Origin of the sequence: Bradyrhizobium sp. HKCCYLS3077 (assembly GCF_051167555.1) — a bacterium.
Classification (GTDB): domain Bacteria; phylum Pseudomonadota; class Alphaproteobacteria; order Rhizobiales; family Xanthobacteraceae; genus Bradyrhizobium.
The window spans coordinates 1-15,843 of record NZ_JBNPTH010000005.1; the positions used below are offsets into that span (position 1 = coordinate 1).

Annotated in this window: 14 protein-coding genes; 7 read left to right on the forward strand and 7 right to left on the reverse strand. The window is 66.0% G+C overall.

Going from position 1 to position 15,843, the window contains the following annotated elements; genetic code table 11:
* Window positions 1-170 precede the first annotated feature (170 nt).
* Together ACQR0Z_RS20435 and ACQR0Z_RS20440 are read right to left on the reverse strand one after the other, a co-directional pair.
* A complete protein-coding gene (locus tag ACQR0Z_RS20435; RefSeq protein WP_434919813.1) occupies window positions 171-1,100 on the reverse strand; it encodes a sugar kinase in 930 nt (309 codons plus the stop codon).
* Window positions 1,087-2,124 carry an SPFH domain-containing protein gene (locus ACQR0Z_RS20440; RefSeq protein ID WP_434919814.1) on the reverse strand — a complete coding sequence of 346 codons (1,038 nt, stop codon included), beginning with the start codon at window positions 2,122-2,124 and terminating at the stop codon, window positions 1,087-1,089. Before ACQR0Z_RS20440 ends, ACQR0Z_RS20435 begins: the two co-directional genes overlap by 14 nt.
* Before the next feature lie 109 nt (window positions 2,125-2,233).
* On the opposite strand from ACQR0Z_RS20440, the gene ACQR0Z_RS20445 reads away from it, so the two are divergent.
* Entirely contained in the window at window positions 2,234-2,986 is a 753-nt protein-coding gene (locus tag ACQR0Z_RS20445) for an NUDIX hydrolase (RefSeq protein WP_434919815.1), read from the forward strand.
* 159 nt (window positions 2,987-3,145) lie between these two features.
* Here ACQR0Z_RS20445 and ACQR0Z_RS20450 read toward each other — a convergent pair whose 3' ends face one another.
* Window positions 3,146-3,709: a hypothetical protein gene (locus tag ACQR0Z_RS20450; protein WP_434875588.1), complete on the reverse strand. Its 564-nt coding sequence runs from the start codon at window positions 3,707-3,709 to the stop codon at window positions 3,146-3,148.
* A 243-nt stretch (window positions 3,710-3,952) separates the two neighbouring features.
* On the opposite strand from ACQR0Z_RS20450, the gene ACQR0Z_RS20455 reads away from it, so the two are divergent.
* Both ACQR0Z_RS20455 and ACQR0Z_RS20460 read left to right on the forward strand, forming a co-directional pair.
* Window positions 3,953-6,052, forward strand: a complete 2,100-nt coding sequence (locus tag ACQR0Z_RS20455; protein ID WP_434919816.1) for a methyl-accepting chemotaxis protein — start codon at window positions 3,953-3,955, stop codon at window positions 6,050-6,052.
* 320 nt (window positions 6,053-6,372) lie between these two features.
* The gene (locus tag ACQR0Z_RS20460) at window positions 6,373-7,599 is read left to right on the forward strand and encodes a CaiB/BaiF CoA transferase family protein (RefSeq protein WP_434858676.1); all 1,227 of its coding nucleotides are present in this window, start codon (window positions 6,373-6,375) and stop codon (window positions 7,597-7,599) included.
* A 236-nt stretch (window positions 7,600-7,835) separates the two neighbouring features.
* Here ACQR0Z_RS20460 and ACQR0Z_RS20465 read toward each other — a convergent pair whose 3' ends face one another.
* Window positions 7,836-8,075 carry a hypothetical protein gene (locus ACQR0Z_RS20465; protein WP_434919817.1) on the reverse strand — a complete coding sequence of 80 codons (240 nt, stop codon included), beginning with the start codon at window positions 8,073-8,075 and terminating at the stop codon, window positions 7,836-7,838.
* 19 nt (window positions 8,076-8,094) lie between these two features.
* A complete protein-coding gene (locus ACQR0Z_RS20470; protein ID WP_434858678.1) occupies window positions 8,095-8,766 on the reverse strand; it encodes a TetR/AcrR family transcriptional regulator in 672 nt (223 codons plus the stop codon).
* 210 nt (window positions 8,767-8,976) lie between these two features.
* On the opposite strand from ACQR0Z_RS20470, the gene ACQR0Z_RS20475 reads away from it, so the two are divergent.
* Window positions 8,977-10,212, forward strand: a complete 1,236-nt coding sequence (locus tag ACQR0Z_RS20475) for an acyl-CoA dehydrogenase family protein (protein ID WP_250174032.1) — start codon at window positions 8,977-8,979, stop codon at window positions 10,210-10,212.
* A gap of 321 nt (window positions 10,213-10,533) precedes the next feature.
* Window positions 10,534-11,592, forward strand: coding sequence for a phosphotransferase family protein (locus ACQR0Z_RS20480; RefSeq protein ID WP_434919818.1), 1,059 nt, complete (start codon window positions 10,534-10,536; stop codon window positions 11,590-11,592).
* Window positions 11,593-11,842: 250 nt separating this feature from the next.
* Here ACQR0Z_RS20480 and ACQR0Z_RS20485 read toward each other — a convergent pair whose 3' ends face one another.
* Both ACQR0Z_RS20485 and ACQR0Z_RS20490 read right to left on the reverse strand, forming a co-directional pair.
* Window positions 11,843-12,124, reverse strand: coding sequence for a hypothetical protein (locus ACQR0Z_RS20485; protein WP_434919819.1), 282 nt, complete (start codon window positions 12,122-12,124; stop codon window positions 11,843-11,845).
* A gap of 1,008 nt (window positions 12,125-13,132) precedes the next feature.
* Complete coding sequence (locus tag ACQR0Z_RS20490) at window positions 13,133-13,918, reverse strand: SDR family NAD(P)-dependent oxidoreductase (protein ID WP_009031819.1); 786 nt, start codon at window positions 13,916-13,918, stop codon at window positions 13,133-13,135.
* A gap of 144 nt (window positions 13,919-14,062) precedes the next feature.
* Here ACQR0Z_RS20490 and ACQR0Z_RS20495 point away from each other — a divergent pair, with 144 nt between their 5' ends.
* Together ACQR0Z_RS20495 and ACQR0Z_RS20500 are read left to right on the forward strand one after the other, a co-directional pair.
* Entirely contained in the window at window positions 14,063-14,770 is a 708-nt protein-coding gene (locus ACQR0Z_RS20495; RefSeq protein WP_434858683.1) for a histidine phosphatase family protein, read from the forward strand.
* 248 nt (window positions 14,771-15,018) lie between these two features.
* Entirely contained in the window at window positions 15,019-15,786 is a 768-nt protein-coding gene (locus ACQR0Z_RS20500) for an SDR family NAD(P)-dependent oxidoreductase (protein ID WP_434878098.1), read from the forward strand.
* Window positions 15,787-15,843 lie beyond the last annotated feature (57 nt).

A 15,843-nucleotide genomic window follows, 5' to 3' on the forward strand; every position in this document is an offset into this window, starting at 1 on the left:
TTGACTCACAAACACATGTGGCCAGTCAAGCGATACAGACGGACACCTGGGCAGTTACGCGCAGCGAAGCAATCCAGGGTGGTGGGCGGGATTCTGGATTGCTTCGCTGCGCTCGCAATGACGCGGTGAGAGCGGGGCGCGCCATCGGCAGAGCGACCTGCAGAGGCAGACTATACAATCAGCCGCCCCTGGCGTTCCGCAATCCCGATCACTGCCTCGGTCCCGGCATTGAAATCGAGATGATCCGCCTCGATGCCGTCGGAGAAGATCACGCCATTCTCCGGCATCAGCGAGCGCAGGCGCAGCGTCTCCGCGCCATCGAGCCCACCGCACACCAGCGTCGTCTGCGACGTCTTGCTCGGAAATGGCTCGCGCACCGCGAAGCGCAATGCGCGGGCGTCCCAGGGGAGGGCGGTGTAGTCGCCGTCGCCATGGCTGCCATAGCTGCCGGCGATCGCCAGCGCGCCGGTGACGATGCTCTTGAACCAGGCGGTCGAGCCGAGCCCGGTCGCCACGATCAGCCCGCTCGACGACTGGCGCTCGTCCGCCTCGCGTGTCGCGATTTCGTAGCGCGCCGACACATGCGTGCGGGCGCCGATGAAGAGGTCATTCACCGCGTACAGCACCTGGCCGTCGGCGAGGCTCGCGCGCGCCATGGTCACCGCCTTGGCCGCGCGCTTGTCGGCGGCCACCTCAGGCAGCAGGCTCGCGAGATCATCCGGCGCGAACGGTAGCAGCACGCCGTCATGGCGGGCGGCATCCGGGTTGAGGCCGAGCAGCGGCTGGCCGTCGAGATATTTCATGGTGTTGGCGACGAGCCCGTCGGGGCCGAGCGCCGCGACGATGTCAGCCGGGCCGAAGATGAAGTTCGGCAGGAAGCCGCGGTCGACGATCTGGTAGCGCCCCCAGCGCTCCAGGGTCTGCGTCGCCGTGGCGCGCGCGGCCTGGTAGGCCGCGTGCTCGCGCTCGTAGTCGGAGAAGTCGGCGCCGAGATGCTCGACATAGAAGCGGGCCTGGTCCGCGGTGAGGAACTTTGCGATCAGCTCCTCAAGCCGCGTTCTCCTGGTGACCAGGATCACCTTGCGGTCATTGCCGGACACGGGGCGCCTCCGCGGGCTTCTGCATGAGGCTGTTCAGCAGCTCCGGCGAGACGTTCAGCTGCCCGATCTTCTCGGCCTTTTCGGCCAACCCAGAGAACGCCTGCGCGATCAGCTGGCCCGGCTGCATGCCGGTCGCCGCCAGCGCCTGGATCACGCGGGTGTCGACGCCCTCGAAGATCTTCATCAGCGCGCCGACGCGGTAGGCTTCGGCGTCCGCCAGCGTGCGGGTGTTGGCCGCATTCAACGACACGAAGTCCTTGCGCTTGGCCTCCAGCCCGATGTCGGCGACCATGCCGGCCTCGCGCAGTTCGTTCTTCTTTGCGGACACGCTGGCCTCCGCGTCCATCTGCGTCTCGCGGATCGAGCGCTTCTTCTGCTCGACCGCGATCTCGGTGTCGAGCTCGCTCTCGCGAATGGCGCGCTCGCGTTCGACCGCGAAATTGCGCCGCGCGAAGATGGCTTCATCCGCGGTCTTCAGGATCGCCTCGCGCGCCTCGGCTTCGAGCGCCTTTGCCGTTTCCGGCGTCGGCTTCACCGCCCGCACGGCGACGCCGAGGATTTCAAGACCCAGCGCATCGATGTCGGCCCGTTGCTTCAATCCGGCCGCGATCGCCTCAGCGATGCGGTCGGAAGCGCGCAGCGCTTCCCGGAGGGTCATGTCCTTGACCGCCTGCTGCGCCAGCACCTCGACCGCGCCGAGCACGCGCTGCGGCAGCTCCTCGGGGTCGTCGGACTCGTAGGTCTTGCCGTCGCGCTTGAGGGTGAAGTTCAGCATCGCCGCCGCCTTCTTCGGCTCGCCGATGCGGTAGGTGACCTGGCCCTGGATCGTCAGCGTCTGAAAGTCGCGGGCGATCTGCTGGAAGATGAAGGCGGCGTCGCGGCTGCCGATCGGGATCGCGACCAGCGAGGTCGCGGGCCCGTAGTAGAAGGTGGAAAGCCCGGCGCCTTCCTCGACCACAGTGCCGGCGCGGTACTTGAGCAAATAGGTGGTGGGCTGGGCCTTGATGAAACGTAAGCCGAACATGGCGGTCTCCTGACGTTTGGCGACATAAGTGTGTCACGCCAACTAAGTAAGTTGGACAGTACAACTAAGCGTGCTAGTGTCAAGGGGCAAAATCGGCGGGGGCAGCGGTATGGCGGGACGGCAGGGGCAGGGCGGGGGAGCAGGCGATCAGGCGGGGGCCAGAAGGGCCGGCCTGGATTTTCCGCGGCCGCTGACCACGGTCGACGTCGTCATCTTCACGATCCGACAGGAGGCGCTGCATGTGCTGCTGGTGCGCCGCGGCCATGCCGAGGGCGAGCCGTTTCCGGACACGTTTGCGCTGCCCGGCGGCTTTGTCGACGTGACCAAGGATGCCGATCTCGCCGCCTGCGCCCGGCGCAAGCTCGCCGAGAAGACCGGCGTGGTCAGTCCGTATCTGGAGCAGCTCGGCAGTTGGGGCAGCGCCACGCGCGATCCGCGCGGCTGGTCGGCGACGCATGCGTATTTCGTACTGATCTCGTCGTCAGCGGCGGAGGCTGCATTGGCGGCCGATGCGCAATGGTTTCCGCTTCAAGGTACAGGCGTGAAGCCGAAGCTCGCCTTCGACCATGCCGAGATCCTGCAGGCCGCCGTGCAGCGGCTGCGCAACAAGGTCGAATACACCTCGCTGCCGGCCTATCTCATGCCGGAGGAGTTCACGCTCCCCGAGCTGCAGCGGACCTACGAGATCGTGCTCGATCGCGCGCTGGAGAAGAGCGCCTTCCGCACCCGCATGCTCTCAGCCGACCTGATCGAGCCGATCGACAAGATGCGCAAGGGGCCGAACCGGCCGGCCCAGCTCTACCGTCTGAAGAAGGCGGCCGCGCCGGTATACTTTGCGCGCACGTTCAACGCGCCGGAGTGACGGTGGTGTAGCCCGTCTGCCTCGCCACCGTCATTGCGAGCGTAGCGAAGCAATCCAGGGCCGAGCAAGGACTCTGGATTGCTTCGCTACGCTCGCAATGACTGGGATGAGAGGACAATGCGCCAAGCGACCGCACTGGCTGCGCGGCGCAAGGCCGGATCAGGCCGAAAAATCCACCACCAGCGATTTGCTGGTCGAGCTCGAGGAGCTGCTGCCGCTGGCGCTGTAGGACGACGTCGTGCTGCTGTTCGAGCTCTGCAGCGCCTCGAGCAGCTTCTTCAGCAGCTCCTCGATCTGCGACGAGGAGTCCGTCGACGTCGATGACGAGGTGCTCGACGTGGTGTCGGTGCTTGAGTCGTCGCTCGGCGGCGGTCCGGGCGGCGGGCCGCCGGCGCCACCCGGACCGCCGGAGAAGGCGTTGGCGAACACGTTCTTCAGCTCGGTTGCCTGGTCCGAGGTGAGCTTGCCGCTGTCGACCTCGCTCTGGATCAGATCGTCGATCTTCGACTGCATCTCCTTGGGTGAGGGCGGCGTGGAGCTCGTCGACGCGGACGAGCTGCTGCTGCCGCTCGTCAGCGCCGAATCGATGTCGTCGAGCGCTGACGACAACGCGGTCTGGTCGGTCGAACTGACCTTGCCGGCCGAGACTTCCTTGGTGAGCTCCTGCTTGAGCAAATCGAGTGGCGAGAAGCCACTCATGGAGGAGGCAGAGATCGACGTCATGGCGTGCTCCGAAGGTTGCGACATCAAACCTGCCTCAAGCTGTCGACCGGGGCGCTTAACAGGGTCTTGTTCCGTATGTCCCGATGTGTCGGGCCGCGGGTTGCACACAAAACGAAGCAAGAAAGTCGACGATGTCCGTAATTTTGCGGAGCATTCGCAAGTGCGGCGGCGGACGGCGACCGACGAATTATTAACGACAACAGATGAAAGTAGTCCCGCAATAGTTCGGGGTGGATTGATCAGATGCGATTGCTCGACGGCCTGACCATACGAACCGTTCTCGGCTTGATCATCGGCGCGCTGGCGCTGCTGTTGATCGGCAGCCTCGCCACCGGCCTGGTCGACGCGCTCGGCCGCTATCAGTCGGCGCAGCGGATCGCGCGGCTCGCCAGCGCCGACCAGCAGCTGTTCAACACCCTGATCGGCTTCCGGCTCGAGCGCGGCACCTTCCTGGCCACCCTGGCCGCGGAGGGGACGGCCGACCAGGCGGCGGAGACGCGCATCACGACCAACCGCCAGATATCCGAGACGGCCTACAAGCAGGTGCAGGAGGCGCTGTCCGGCGTGGCCGACGCCAAGATCGCGAGCCGTCTCAGCACGCTCGTCGCGACGCATGACCGGCTGGCCTCGCTGCGGCCCGACGCCGAGCGGGCCATCAGGCAGCCCAAGACGTCGCGCGACGGGCAAACCGCCGATGCCTTCCGCAAGGCCGCGCAGGACTATCTCGATGCGCTGCTCGTCATCGCCGCCGATCTCGAGGAGACGATGAAGCTTGCCGATCCCGCCGTGGACCAGATGGTCAACGTCAAGCAGTCGGCCTGGGCGGCGCGCAATTTCGGCGGCCAGTTCGCGATCAAGATCGAGAACGCGGCGGCTTCGGGTAAGCCGTGGAGCGTCGCCGAGATCGTTGCCGGCGCTGATGATTCCGGCCGGCAGGCGCAGGCCTGGAGCCAGGTGCAGACGGCCGCCGCGCGGCCCGACGCGCCTGCTGCGCTCGTCGATGCCGTTAACCGCTCCAAGCAGGCGGAGGCCACGGCCATGGCCGAGCAGCAGGCCGGGCTCGTCAAGGCGCTGCGCAACAACCAGAGCATCGACTTCAAGTTCGCCGAGCTGTCCAAGCTCAACACCGCGCTATTGTCCTACAGCGTCGACGCCGCCAATGCGGCGCTGGCGGAGATGGTCGCGGTCGCCGGCCGGCGCATCGGGGAGGCGCGCGAGAGTCTGATCATCAACCTCGTGATGATGGGCATCGCGCTCGCCGTGGCGCTCGTCGGCATGGTCGTGGTGCAGAGCCGCATCTCGGCGGCGATCCGCTCGCTGGCCGCGGCGATGCAGCGCCTGGCCGATCGCGACTACACGATCGAGCTCGCCGGGCTCGCCCGTCGCGACGAGATCGGCGAGATGTCGCGTACCGTCGCCGTATTCAAGGACAGCATGATCGCCGGCGACCAGCTTGCAAGCGAGAAGGAAGCGGCGCAGGCCCGGCGCGAGCAGCGTCAGGCCACCGTCGATGCGCTGATCCGGCAATTCGAGGCGACCGTGACCTCGTCGCTGAAGACGCTGACCTCGGCCTCGAGCGAGCTGAACGCAACCGCGCAGTCGATGTCGGCGACCGCCGATCAGGGCCGCCAGAAGGCCTCGTCCGTCGCCGACGTGTCGCAGCGCGCTTCGGGCAATGTCCAGATGGTGGCGGCGGCGACGGAGGAGTTGTCGGCCTCGATCAGCGAGATCAGCCGCCAGGTCACCGAGTCCACCTCGATCGCCAGCGCTGCGGCGACGCAGGCGGAGAAGACCAATGACGAGGTGCGGGCACTGTCGGATGCAGCGCAGCGGATCGGCGACGTCGTCGCCCTGATCAGCGGTATCGCCGAGCAGACCAACCTGCTGGCGCTGAACGCGACCATCGAGGCCGCGCGCGCCGGCGAGGCCGGCAAGGGCTTTGCGGTGGTCGCGGCCGAGGTGAAGACACTCGCCAACCAGACCGCCAAGGCGACCGAGGAGATCACCTCGCAGGTCGCCTGCATTCAGAGCGCCACCAAGGCTTCGGTGGACGCCATCCAGGCGATCTCCTCGACCATCCATCGCGTCAACCAGATCGCCTCGGCGATCGCGGCAGCCGTCGAGCAGCAGGGTGCCGCGACCCGCGAGATCGCGCGCAACGTGCAGCAGGCGTCCGAGGGAACCAACGCGGTGTCGCAGAACATCTCGACCGTGTCGGAGGCCACCGCCGCCACCGGCCAGGCTGCCGGCGGCGTGCTCGACTCCGTGCGCACGCTGTCAAAGCTGTCCGCCGATCTGCGCCACGACGTCGACCAGTTCGTGAGCCAACTGCGCTCGGCGTAGCGTCGTGATCTGCGGGAATCATCTGGGCGGAACGTGATGCCACCGCCCGTCGCCTCACCACCGGTGTCATTCCGGGGCGCGCGCAGCGCGAGCCCGGAATCCATCGGGCGGCAGGCGATGCAGAGGGATGGATTCCGGGCTCGTGTTGCGCACGCCCCGGAATGACGGCCTCGATGGCGGCAGAGGGGCATGCGTCCCCAACGACATTGCGGCATGCCGAGAGCGCAGTGCTCGGGGCCGCGAAATGGTGTATCCGCGGGTGACTGGCGGCGCCTCACGGGGCATGTCCGCCACAAGGAATAAACTCCCGGAGGAACTCCATGTCGGCGCTGCCGCTATCTGGCATCAAGATTCTCGACCTCACCCGCGTGCTGGCCGGGCCGCTGTCCGCCCAGATGCTGGCGGATCTCGGCGCCGAGGTGATCAAGATCGAGCGGCCGGGCACCGGCGACGACGCGCGCGCCTTCGGCCCGCCCTACCTGAAAGACCCCGAGGGCAAGGCCAACAACAACAACTCGTTCTACATCTGCGCCAACCGCAACAAGAAGTCGGTCACGGTCAACATCGCCTGTCGGGAAGGGCAGGAGATCATCCGCGCGCTCGCCAAGGACTGCGACGTGTTCATGGAGAACTACAAGGTCGGCGATCTCAAGCGCTACGGTCTCGATTACGAGGCCATCAAGGCGGTCAATCCCGATGTGATCTACTGCTCGGTCACCGGCTTCGGCCAGACCGGGCCGTATTCGCCGCGCGCCGGCTATGACGCGATCTTCCAGGCGATGGGCGGGCTGATGAGCGTCACCGGCCACATGGACGGCGAGCCGGGGGCGGGGCCGATGAAGGTCGGACCGTCGATCGTCGACTACATGACCGGCATGAACACCTCGATCGGCATCCTCTCGGCGCTGTACCACCGCGACGTCAATGGCGGCGGCGGCCAGCACGTCGATGTCTGCCTGTTCGACACCGTGATCGCGTCGCTGTCGCATTACGCGCAGATCTTCCTGATCAACGGCAAGTCGCCGCCGCGGCGCGGCACCTGGGGCAATGGCGGCATGCCGGCCGGCGTGTTCCGCTGCACCGACGGCGAACTGATGCTGGTGGTCGGCAACGACGCCCAGTTCGCGCGCACCTGCGCGGTGCTGGGCGCACCGGAGCTCGCCACCGATCCCAAATTCCTCAAGAACAACGACCGCGTCGTCAACGGCAAGGAGATCATGGCGATCTTCGCCGGCCTGTTCCTGAAGAACTCGGTCGCGCATTGGCTGGAGGAGCTGGAAAAGGCCGGTGTGCCCTGCGGCCCCGTCAACGACTTCGCCCATGTGTTCGCCGATCCGCACGTCCGCTCGCGCGGCATGGAGGTCAAGGTCGAGCACAAGTTCGAGCCGCAACTGTCGGTGATCCGCAACGCGCTGACCTTTTCGGGCACGCCGATCACCGACTATCGCGCCCCGCCACTGCTCGGCGAGCATACGCAGGACGTGCTGGCCGGGCTCGGCTACGACGCGGCGAAGATCGCGGCGCTGAAGCAGCAGGGCGTGGTGTAGCTCCTCCGAATCCCGGCTCTCTCCGTTCGTCATTCCGGGGCGCGCGTAAGCGCGAGCCCGGAATCCATAGCCACAAGCGGTCAAGGTAGAGCGAGCTGGACGTGGCCGCTGTCTCCGAACGATTGCTGTTCGTGGTTATGGATTCCGGGCTCATTCGCGCTGTTTCAAGATGGCTTCGCCATCTTGCGCGCGAATGCCCCGGAATGACAGCGGGCGTGGGTGGGGACTGCTCCCCGCTAACGTGTACGGTGATGCCTGTGCCGCTTCGGTTTCGGCCGGTGATAGCGCGGCTCTGCCACGTATGGCGCAGGCGGCGGCGCGCCGAGCTGCTGCCGCGATTCCTGCAGGCGCCTTTGATAGCCGGGGGAGTTCATGATGTTGGCGGCGGCACCACGCGCGAGCACCGGCTCGCAGGCCGAGACCATCACGATCGCCGCGGCGGCGATGGCCATGATCAATCGCAGGCGCTGCGTCATCAGGCTTGCTCCATTCTCATCAGCGCGCCTCGCGCGCCGCAACCTTCGGCGCTGACTTTGCCGCCGGCACGCGCGCGGTCAAGCCGAGCACGGCGCCGCGTACCACGCGCGCGATCACATCCTCGACATCGTCGAGGTCGCATTGGCCGTCGGACAGTTTTGTCAGCCGCTCGCTCTCGCGGATGGTGTGATGCGCCATGGCGAGCGCGAAATGCAGGCCCCAGAACAGGTCGACCTCGGAACTGTCCGGGAGCGCGCGCGCCATCGCTGCGGCGAATTTTCGTAAGTGGTCGATTTCCTTGGTCTTGATGCGGCGGATCGGTGGCACGCTCTCGATCGAGGCGCGGATCATGAATTGCGCCACCGGCGAGCGCTGGTTCTGTGGCCCCAGGCAGCCGCGCAGGATCGGGCCCACCAGCGCGCGCAGGATGGCGCCGATCTCGGCGCGGCCGCCGCCGGCATCCTCGGCTTCGCGCAGTTCGCGCAGCCGCTCGCGATTGAGCGCGATCGAGCGCGTCACGAACAGCTCGGCGATCAGCTCGTCCTTGGAGCCGAAATGATAGTTCACCGCGGCGAGATTGACGTTCGCTGCCGCGACGATGTCGCGCAAGGTGACGTCGGAGAAGCCGCGCTCGGCATACAGCCGCTCGGCGGCGACGAGGATCGCAGTCCGGGTCTGGTCGGTCGCCATAGGGTCCCCGTTGCGTTTCAAACAATTGTATGAAACTATCGTTTGAGACGGCCGGAATGTCAATCGCGGTGCTTCCGCGGGGCGAGATTTCGGCACCGCAGCGACGGTGTCCGCGAAACCGTGCCGCGCAAGATCGCTCTTGCGCTGACGCGGCCGGCGGATCGACACTGCGGCCAAACAAGGTTCGAGGAAACACCCAAGGAGAGTCCCATGGACTTCACGATGTCGGCAAAGCAGCAGGAATGGCTGGAGCGCGTGCGCAGCTTCATGACCAAGCATGTCCGCCCGGCGGTGCCGATCTACAAGCAGCAGGACGCCGAGGGTGACCGCTGGAAGGTGATCCCGATCTTGGAGGACCTCAAGGCCAAGGCGAAAGCCGAGGGCCTGTGGAACATGTTCATGCCGCCGTCGCCGCACGAGGATGACGAGTTCCGCGGTGCCGGCCTGACCAATCTCGAATACGCGCTGCTGTCGGAGGAGATGGGCCGCATCTCCTGGGCCTCCGAGGTGTTCAACTGCTCGGCGCCGGACACCGGCAACATGGAGGTGTTCATCCGCTACGGCACCAAGGAGCAGAAGCGCAAATGGCTGCGCCCGCTGATGGACGGCGAGATCCGCTCGGCGTTCCTGATGACCGAGCCGGCCGTGGCTTCCTCCGACGCCACCAACATCGAGACACGCATCGTGCGCGACGGCGATCACTACGTCATCAACGGCCGCAAATGGTGGTCGTCGGGCGTCGGTGATCCCCGCTGCAAGATCGCGATCCTGATGGGCAAGACCGATCCGTCGGCCGCCAAGCATCAGCAGCAGTCGCAGATCCTGGTGCCGCTCGACACCCCCGGCATCAAGGTCGAGAAGATGCTGCCGGTGTTCGGCTTCGATGACGCCCCGCACGGCCACGCCCAGGTGCTGCTCGAGAACGTGCGCGTGCCCGCCGAGAACATCCTGCTCGGCGAGGGCCGCGGCTTCGAGATCGCGCAGGGCCGCCTCGGTCCGGGTCGCATCCATCACTGCATGCGCACCATCGGCAAGGCCGAGGAGTCGCTGGAGAAGATGGTGCGCCGGCTGATGACGCGCACCGCGTTCGGCAAGAAGATCATCGAACATTCGGTGTGGGAGCAGCGCATCGGCGAGGCGCGCACCAATATCGAGATGTGCCGGCTGCTCTGCCTCAAGGCCGCCGACATGATGGACAAGGTCGGCAACAAGACCGCGCAGGGCGAGATCGCGATGATCAAGGTCGCCGCCCCGAACATGGCGCTGAAGATCATCGACGACGCCATCCAGGCGTTCGGCGGCGCCGGCGTGTCCGATGATGCGGGTCTTGCCAAGGACTACGCCAACATCCGCACGCTGCGTCTGGCCGACGGCCCGGACGAGGTCCACAACCGCGCCATCGCCCGGCTCGAGATGAAGAAATACGCCAACGAGCCGCGCCACTGAGCGCGAACTTGTAGGGTGGGCAAAGCATCCGGCTGTGCGCGCAGCGCGCAGGCGGATGCGTGCCCACCATTCGCGTTTGAAGCAAGACGGTGGGCACGCTTCGCTTTGCCCACCCTACGTTTCTCGGCACGCTCGCAACCACGATCTCCGTCATCGCGAGCGTAGCGAAGCAATCCAGGGTTCCGCCGGGACTCTGGATTGCTTCGCTCGGCGAACGCGCTCCGCGCGCCCGCCGGCTCGCAATGACGGAGGGATCGAATGGCGCAGATGGCCGCCGCTCGATGGATGAGAGATCACACCAAGCGACCAAGGGAGTTCGTCGTGGCCGACGGCGTCAAAAAGGACGAAGAATTCTCCGGCACCAAGCCGGTCGAGGAGCGGCATCGTTTCGACGAGGCCAGGCTCGCGGCCTGGATGGCCGAGCATGTCGAGGGCTATGCCGGCCCGCTGACCGTGCTGCAATTCAAGGGCGGCCAGTCGAATCCGACCTACCGGCTCAACACGCCGTCGCGCTCCTACGTGCTCAGGCGAAAGCCGTTCGGCAAGCTGCTGCCGTCGGCGCATGCCGTCGATCGCGAATTCCGCGTCATCGCAGCCCTCGGCAAGCAGGGCTTCCCGGTCGCGCGCGCCTATGCGCTATGCAACGACGACAGCGTGATCGGCTCGGCCTTCTACATCATGTCGATGGAGGAGGGCCGGGTGTTCTGGGATCCGACCCTGCCGCATGTCGCGGCTCCCGAGCGCCGCGCGATCTTCACCAGCAAGATCGAGACGCTGGCCAAATTGCACACCTACGATCCCGCCGCAATCGGGCTGGCCGATTTCGGCAAGCCCGGCAACTATTTTGCCCGTCAGGTCGACCGCTGGACCAAGCAATATCGCGCCTCGGAAACCGAGCATCTGCCGGAGATGGAGAAGCTGATCGAATGGCTGCCGCGCACCCTGCCGGTGCAGCAGCGCGTCTCGATCGTGCATGGCGACTACCGGCTCGACAACATGATCTTCCACGCGACCGAGCCGCGCGTCATCGCCGTGCTCGACTGGGAGCTGTCGACCCTGGGTGATCCCATGGCCGACTTCACCTATCTGCTGATGCAGTGGATCATGCCCGGCCTCGCCGGCGTCGATCTCAAGGCGCTGAACATTCCGACCATGGAGGAGGCGGCGGAAATCTATCGCGGCGTCACCGGGACCGAGCTGCCCGACCTCAACTGGTACTTCGCCTACAATCTGTTCCGCCTTGCCGGCATTCTCCAGGGCATCATCGGCCGCATCCGCGACGGCACCGCCGCCAATGACAAGGCGATCGAGTCCGTCAAGCGCATGGTGCCGATGACCAAGCAGGCCTGGGAATACGCGCAGAAGGCGGGCGCAGTGTAGCTACGCAGATCCAAGCACCGTCGACGACATCGTTGAGTCAGGCACCGTCGACGGCGCGGACGCATGGCGGGTAGGGTGGTCAAAGCGGCCGCCAAAGGCGGCGGCGTGCCCACCGTCCATCCGCGAACTCATCAGCAAACTCATTGGCAAGGATGGTGGGCACGGCGCCACGACGATCTCGTATGTGGAGATTGCACGGCTGCGCCTTTGCCCACCCTACGAGCCGATCCGGCCGCCGCCTCGGTGTATGTTAGCGCCCGCCGCCACCGCCACCGCCACCGCCACCTCCGCCGCCACCGGCCGCGGTCATCGCGCTGCTGTAGCGCGGGTCGGTCTGCTTCATGTAGATCGGCGACGTATCTCGATTGGGACGCCGCCCGGCCTGCTGCACCGGAACCTCAGTGCCGCATGCGGTCCAGGAGACGAGTTCACAGCCCGGCCACTGGGTCTCGCGCGCGTTCGCGCTCGTCATGGCCGCGCCGGCGGTGAGAGCGCCCAAAGTGATCAAGACTAGCTTCGATAATCTCGACATGGTGTCCATCCTTCGTTTCGGCGAAGCCGGAATGGTCCGCTTGCGAGGTTCGACGGCGGCTTCGCGCGGCGGGTTCGAAGATGTGGGCCGGAAAAATCTCGCTGGCGCTCGAGTTCTGGCTTGAACCCGATCACCCTTCGCGGCGACGAGAGCAACTCGTTCTCGAGGAAAAAAAGTTCGCCAGCACGATCAAGGTGATCGCGGCTTTCAGTTCGTTGATACGAAAAATTCAGCTTTCGTTTTTCCGAATAACATGATTTGATACGCGCATCCCGTCCCACCGAAGGGGCGTTGCGCGCGATCGTCACGACACGCGGGGCGGGGAGCGGTGGCCGCGATCCTGTCGCAGCGTAGCCTGGCTACGCGGACGAACGGCAGGGCGCGGACGTGAAGTCGCAGCGTGCTGGCACCCCGATGCTGGTGCTACGTTCGTGACGGCGCATGCGCGCCGCGCGAGCCATGGTGGCCAACAAGCCCGGCGCACCAGGCAGACTGCGTATAAGCGTGAAGACCATCGCGCAGGGAAGGCCGGGTGTTGTCCGGCTGCACCTGTGGTACCTGCCGCCTGCATTTTTTCTCGCAGGCGGGCCGCAGGCGTCAGCCGACGCCTGGCCTTCCCTGCGCCCTTCGATTGCGAGGGGCGGTGACTATCAGGATCACTCGGGCGTGGATGCGCCGCGGGAACAAATCTGCATGATTTCACTCCGTCATTGCGAGCGCAGCGACTTGTCCGCCGTAGCTCGAAGAGCGAAGGCGGAAGCAATCCAGGGCTCAGGCGAAAACTCTGGATCGCGTCGCTGCGCTCGCGATGACGTTCACAACACGCACCGTCATCCCGGCCAAGCACCGGCAGCGCGAACGCACTGGCGGTGCGCAGAGCCGGGATCCATACGCCGCAGCAGAACTGTTGGGCAAAAAGCCAATGACCAGCCTGCCTCAAACCGCTCCCTGGGGGTATGGGTCCCGGCTTTCGCAGGGACGACGCTGGTGGACGGAGCGGTGGCTCAGTTAAATCGGCTTGCCCGCATACGGCATCGAGGCCGTCAGGCCGCCGTCGACCGGGAAGGCCTGGCCGTTGACGTAGGAGGCTTCGTCGCTGGCGAGGAACAGGGCCATGGCGGCGATCTCATGCGGCTGGCCGGCGCGCTTCAGCGGATTGAGCTGGCCGATCTTGCCTTCGGTGCCGCGCTCTTTCGCGCCGTCGAAGATCGGCTTGGTCATGCCGGTCTCGATCAGGCCGGGGCAGACCGCATTGATGCGCACGCCGGTGCCGGACAGCGAGTAGGCGGTGGTCTGCACCAGGCTGATGACGCCCGCCTTGCTGGCCGCGTAGGGATGGCCCGAGGCGCCGGACTTCAGGCCGGCAACCGAGGCCGTGCAGACGATCGCGCCGCGCTGCTGCCGCACCATGTGCGGCATGGCGTATTTGACCGCGAGGAACGGGCCGATCAGATTGATGCGCAGGATCTCCTGCCAGTGCTCGACCGTCTGCTCGGCGATCGGCTTCAGCCCGCCGGAGATGCCGGCATTGGCCCAGATGACGTCGAGCTTGCCGTAGGTCGCAACCGCGCGATCGATGAAGCCGGAGACATCGGCCTCGGAGCCGGCGTCGGCGAGCACGGCCTCGGCGATGCCGCCCTGCTGCTTGACCATGTCGACCGTCTCCTTGACGGCCTCGCTGCGATCGACCGCAATCAGCCGCGCGCCTTCCTTCGTGAACATCAGGGATGCCGCGCGGCCGATGCCGCTGCCGGCGCCGGTGATGATGACGGATTTGCCTTCGAGGCGGCCCATGTTTCCTCCTGTTGTGGTTGCGATCAGTTGCGTGCCGCGCAACGGAATTCAAACGCCGTTTCAAACGTGCCGGGATCGGCAAGCGGCTTGAGACGACTGATGCCTTCACGTACAGCGAGAGACCGGCAGAGGGAAGGGTGAGCGATGACGAGTGATGGAAGCAAGCCTTCTGTGGTCACCACGCGCTGGTGGTGGGTGCGCCACGCGCCGGTGCGCAGCGACGGCGGCAACATCTATGGCCAGTCGGACATCGCCTGCGACACGGGGGATCGCGAGGTGTTCGAGGCGGTCGCAAAAATCCTGCCGCGTAGCGCGGTGTGGTATGCGAGCAATCTGATGCGCACGCATCAGACCGCGGAGGCGATCTGGGCCGCCGGGTTTCCGCAGCCCGATACGATGATCAAGGAAGCCGCCTTTGCCGAGCAGCATCTCGGCCAATGGCAGGGCATGAACCGCGCCGCGTTCCTGGCGAGCCGCCCGGCAGGCAGCCATTGGTTCGCCGCGATCGACGAGCCCGCGCCGGGCGGCGAGAGCTACATGGATCTGTACACGCGCGTCACGGCGGCGATCGGGCGGATCACGGTGGCCGAAGCCGGCCGCGACGTCATCGCGGTCGGCCATGGCGGCACGATCAAGGCCGCGGTCGGCCTGGCGCTTGGCGGCCTGGTCGAGAAGGGGCTGGCGTTCGATATCGACAATTGCTCGGTGACGAGGCTCGATCACATCGTGGCCGGCGACGTCAGCACGTGGCGCCTGCCGATGGTCAACCAGCAGCCCTGGATCGCCGATGCCGCACACAAGGCGATGCATCAGCCGGCCGGGCCGGAGGTCACGACGAGCAAGCTGGCGTGAGGAGACGCGTGGGTGTTCGACAGGTTGAATATGGGTGGTGAGCCTCTCAGTGCACCCGCACATTCAACTGTCATCGTCCGCGGAGGCGGACGATCCAGTACACGCCGGCCTCCCGGGTCTCATGACCGCCGCAGCGTACTGGATGCTCCGCCTGCGCGGAGCATGACGGCGGTGGGTGGAACGGCTTCCATCCGCCTCACGACAAATGTCGCCCCGATAACTACCTAACAACAACCAGGAGGACTCCCATGACCCTGTTCGACATGACCGGCAAGGTGGCCGTCATCACCGGATCGACCCGCGGCATCGGGCTCGCCATCGCCGAGCGCATGGCGGAGCACGGCGCCAAGGTGGTGATCTCGTCGCGCAAGGCCGATGTCTGCGACGCCGTCGCCAAGGAGCTCAATGACCGCTTCGGCGCCGGCACTGCGGCGGCGGTCGCCGCCAACATCTCCAGCAAGGAGAATCTGCAGAACCTCGTCGACGAGGCCAACCGCATCTACGGCCAGATCGACGTGCTCGTCTGCAACGCGGCGTCGAACCCGTACTACGGACCGCTCGCCGGCATCTCCGACGATCAGTTCCGCAAAATCCTCGACAACAACATCGTCGCCAACAACTGGCTGATCAGCATGGTGGTGCCGCAGATGATCGCACGCAAGGACGGCTCGATCATCATCGTCTCCTCGATCGGCGGCCTGAAGGGCTCGACCATCCTCGGCGCCTACGCGATCTCCAAGGCCGCCGACATGCAGCTCGCGCGAAATCTCGCCTGCGAATACGGCCCGCACAATGTGCGCGTAAACTGCATCGCGCCCGGCCTGATCAAGACCGACTTCGCCAAGGCGTTGTGGGACAATCCGGACAACCTGAAGGCCTCCACCGCCCGCTCGCCGCTCTTGCGCATCGGCATTCCCGACGAGATCGCGGGCGCCGCGGTGTTCCTGGGCTCGGCGGCGGGCAACTTCATGACCGGCCAGACCATGGTGATCGACGGCGGCGCGACGATCAGTTGAGGTCGACGCTGTCTCTGCGCTCTCCGTCATGGCCGGGCTTGTCCCGGCCATCCACGT

Excerpts from the sequence above, each read along its gene's own strand:
- ACQR0Z_RS20490 (WP_009031819.1), bottom strand. The coding sequence starts at position 13,918 with ATGGGCCGCCTCGAAGGCAAATCCGTCATCATCACCGGCGCCGGCAGC.
- ACQR0Z_RS20460 (WP_434858676.1), top strand. The coding sequence starts at position 6,373 with ATGTCGGCGCTGCCGCTATCTGGCATCAAGATTCTCGACCTCACCCGC.
- ACQR0Z_RS20485 (WP_434919819.1), bottom strand. The coding sequence starts at position 12,124 with ATGTCGAGATTATCGAAGCTAGTCTTGATCACTTTGGGCGCTCTCACC.
- ACQR0Z_RS20455 (WP_434919816.1), top strand. The coding sequence starts at position 3,953 with ATGCGATTGCTCGACGGCCTGACCATACGAACCGTTCTCGGCTTGATC.
- ACQR0Z_RS20500 (WP_434878098.1), top strand. The coding sequence starts at position 15,019 with ATGACCCTGTTCGACATGACCGGCAAGGTGGCCGTCATCACCGGATCG.
- ACQR0Z_RS20475 (WP_250174032.1), top strand. The coding sequence starts at position 8,977 with ATGGACTTCACGATGTCGGCAAAGCAGCAGGAATGGCTGGAGCGCGTG.
- ACQR0Z_RS20440 (WP_434919814.1), bottom strand. The coding sequence starts at position 2,124 with ATGTTCGGCTTACGTTTCATCAAGGCCCAGCCCACCACCTATTTGCTC.
- ACQR0Z_RS20445 (WP_434919815.1), top strand. The coding sequence starts at position 2,234 with ATGGCGGGACGGCAGGGGCAGGGCGGGGGAGCAGGCGATCAGGCGGGG.
- ACQR0Z_RS20465 (WP_434919817.1), bottom strand. The coding sequence starts at position 8,075 with ATGACGCAGCGCCTGCGATTGATCATGGCCATCGCCGCCGCGGCGATC.
- ACQR0Z_RS20495 (WP_434858683.1), top strand. The coding sequence starts at position 14,063 with ATGACGAGTGATGGAAGCAAGCCTTCTGTGGTCACCACGCGCTGGTGG.
- ACQR0Z_RS20470 (WP_434858678.1), bottom strand. The coding sequence starts at position 8,766 with ATGGCGACCGACCAGACCCGGACTGCGATCCTCGTCGCCGCCGAGCGG.
- ACQR0Z_RS20450 (WP_434875588.1), bottom strand. The coding sequence starts at position 3,709 with ATGACGTCGATCTCTGCCTCCTCCATGAGTGGCTTCTCGCCACTCGAT.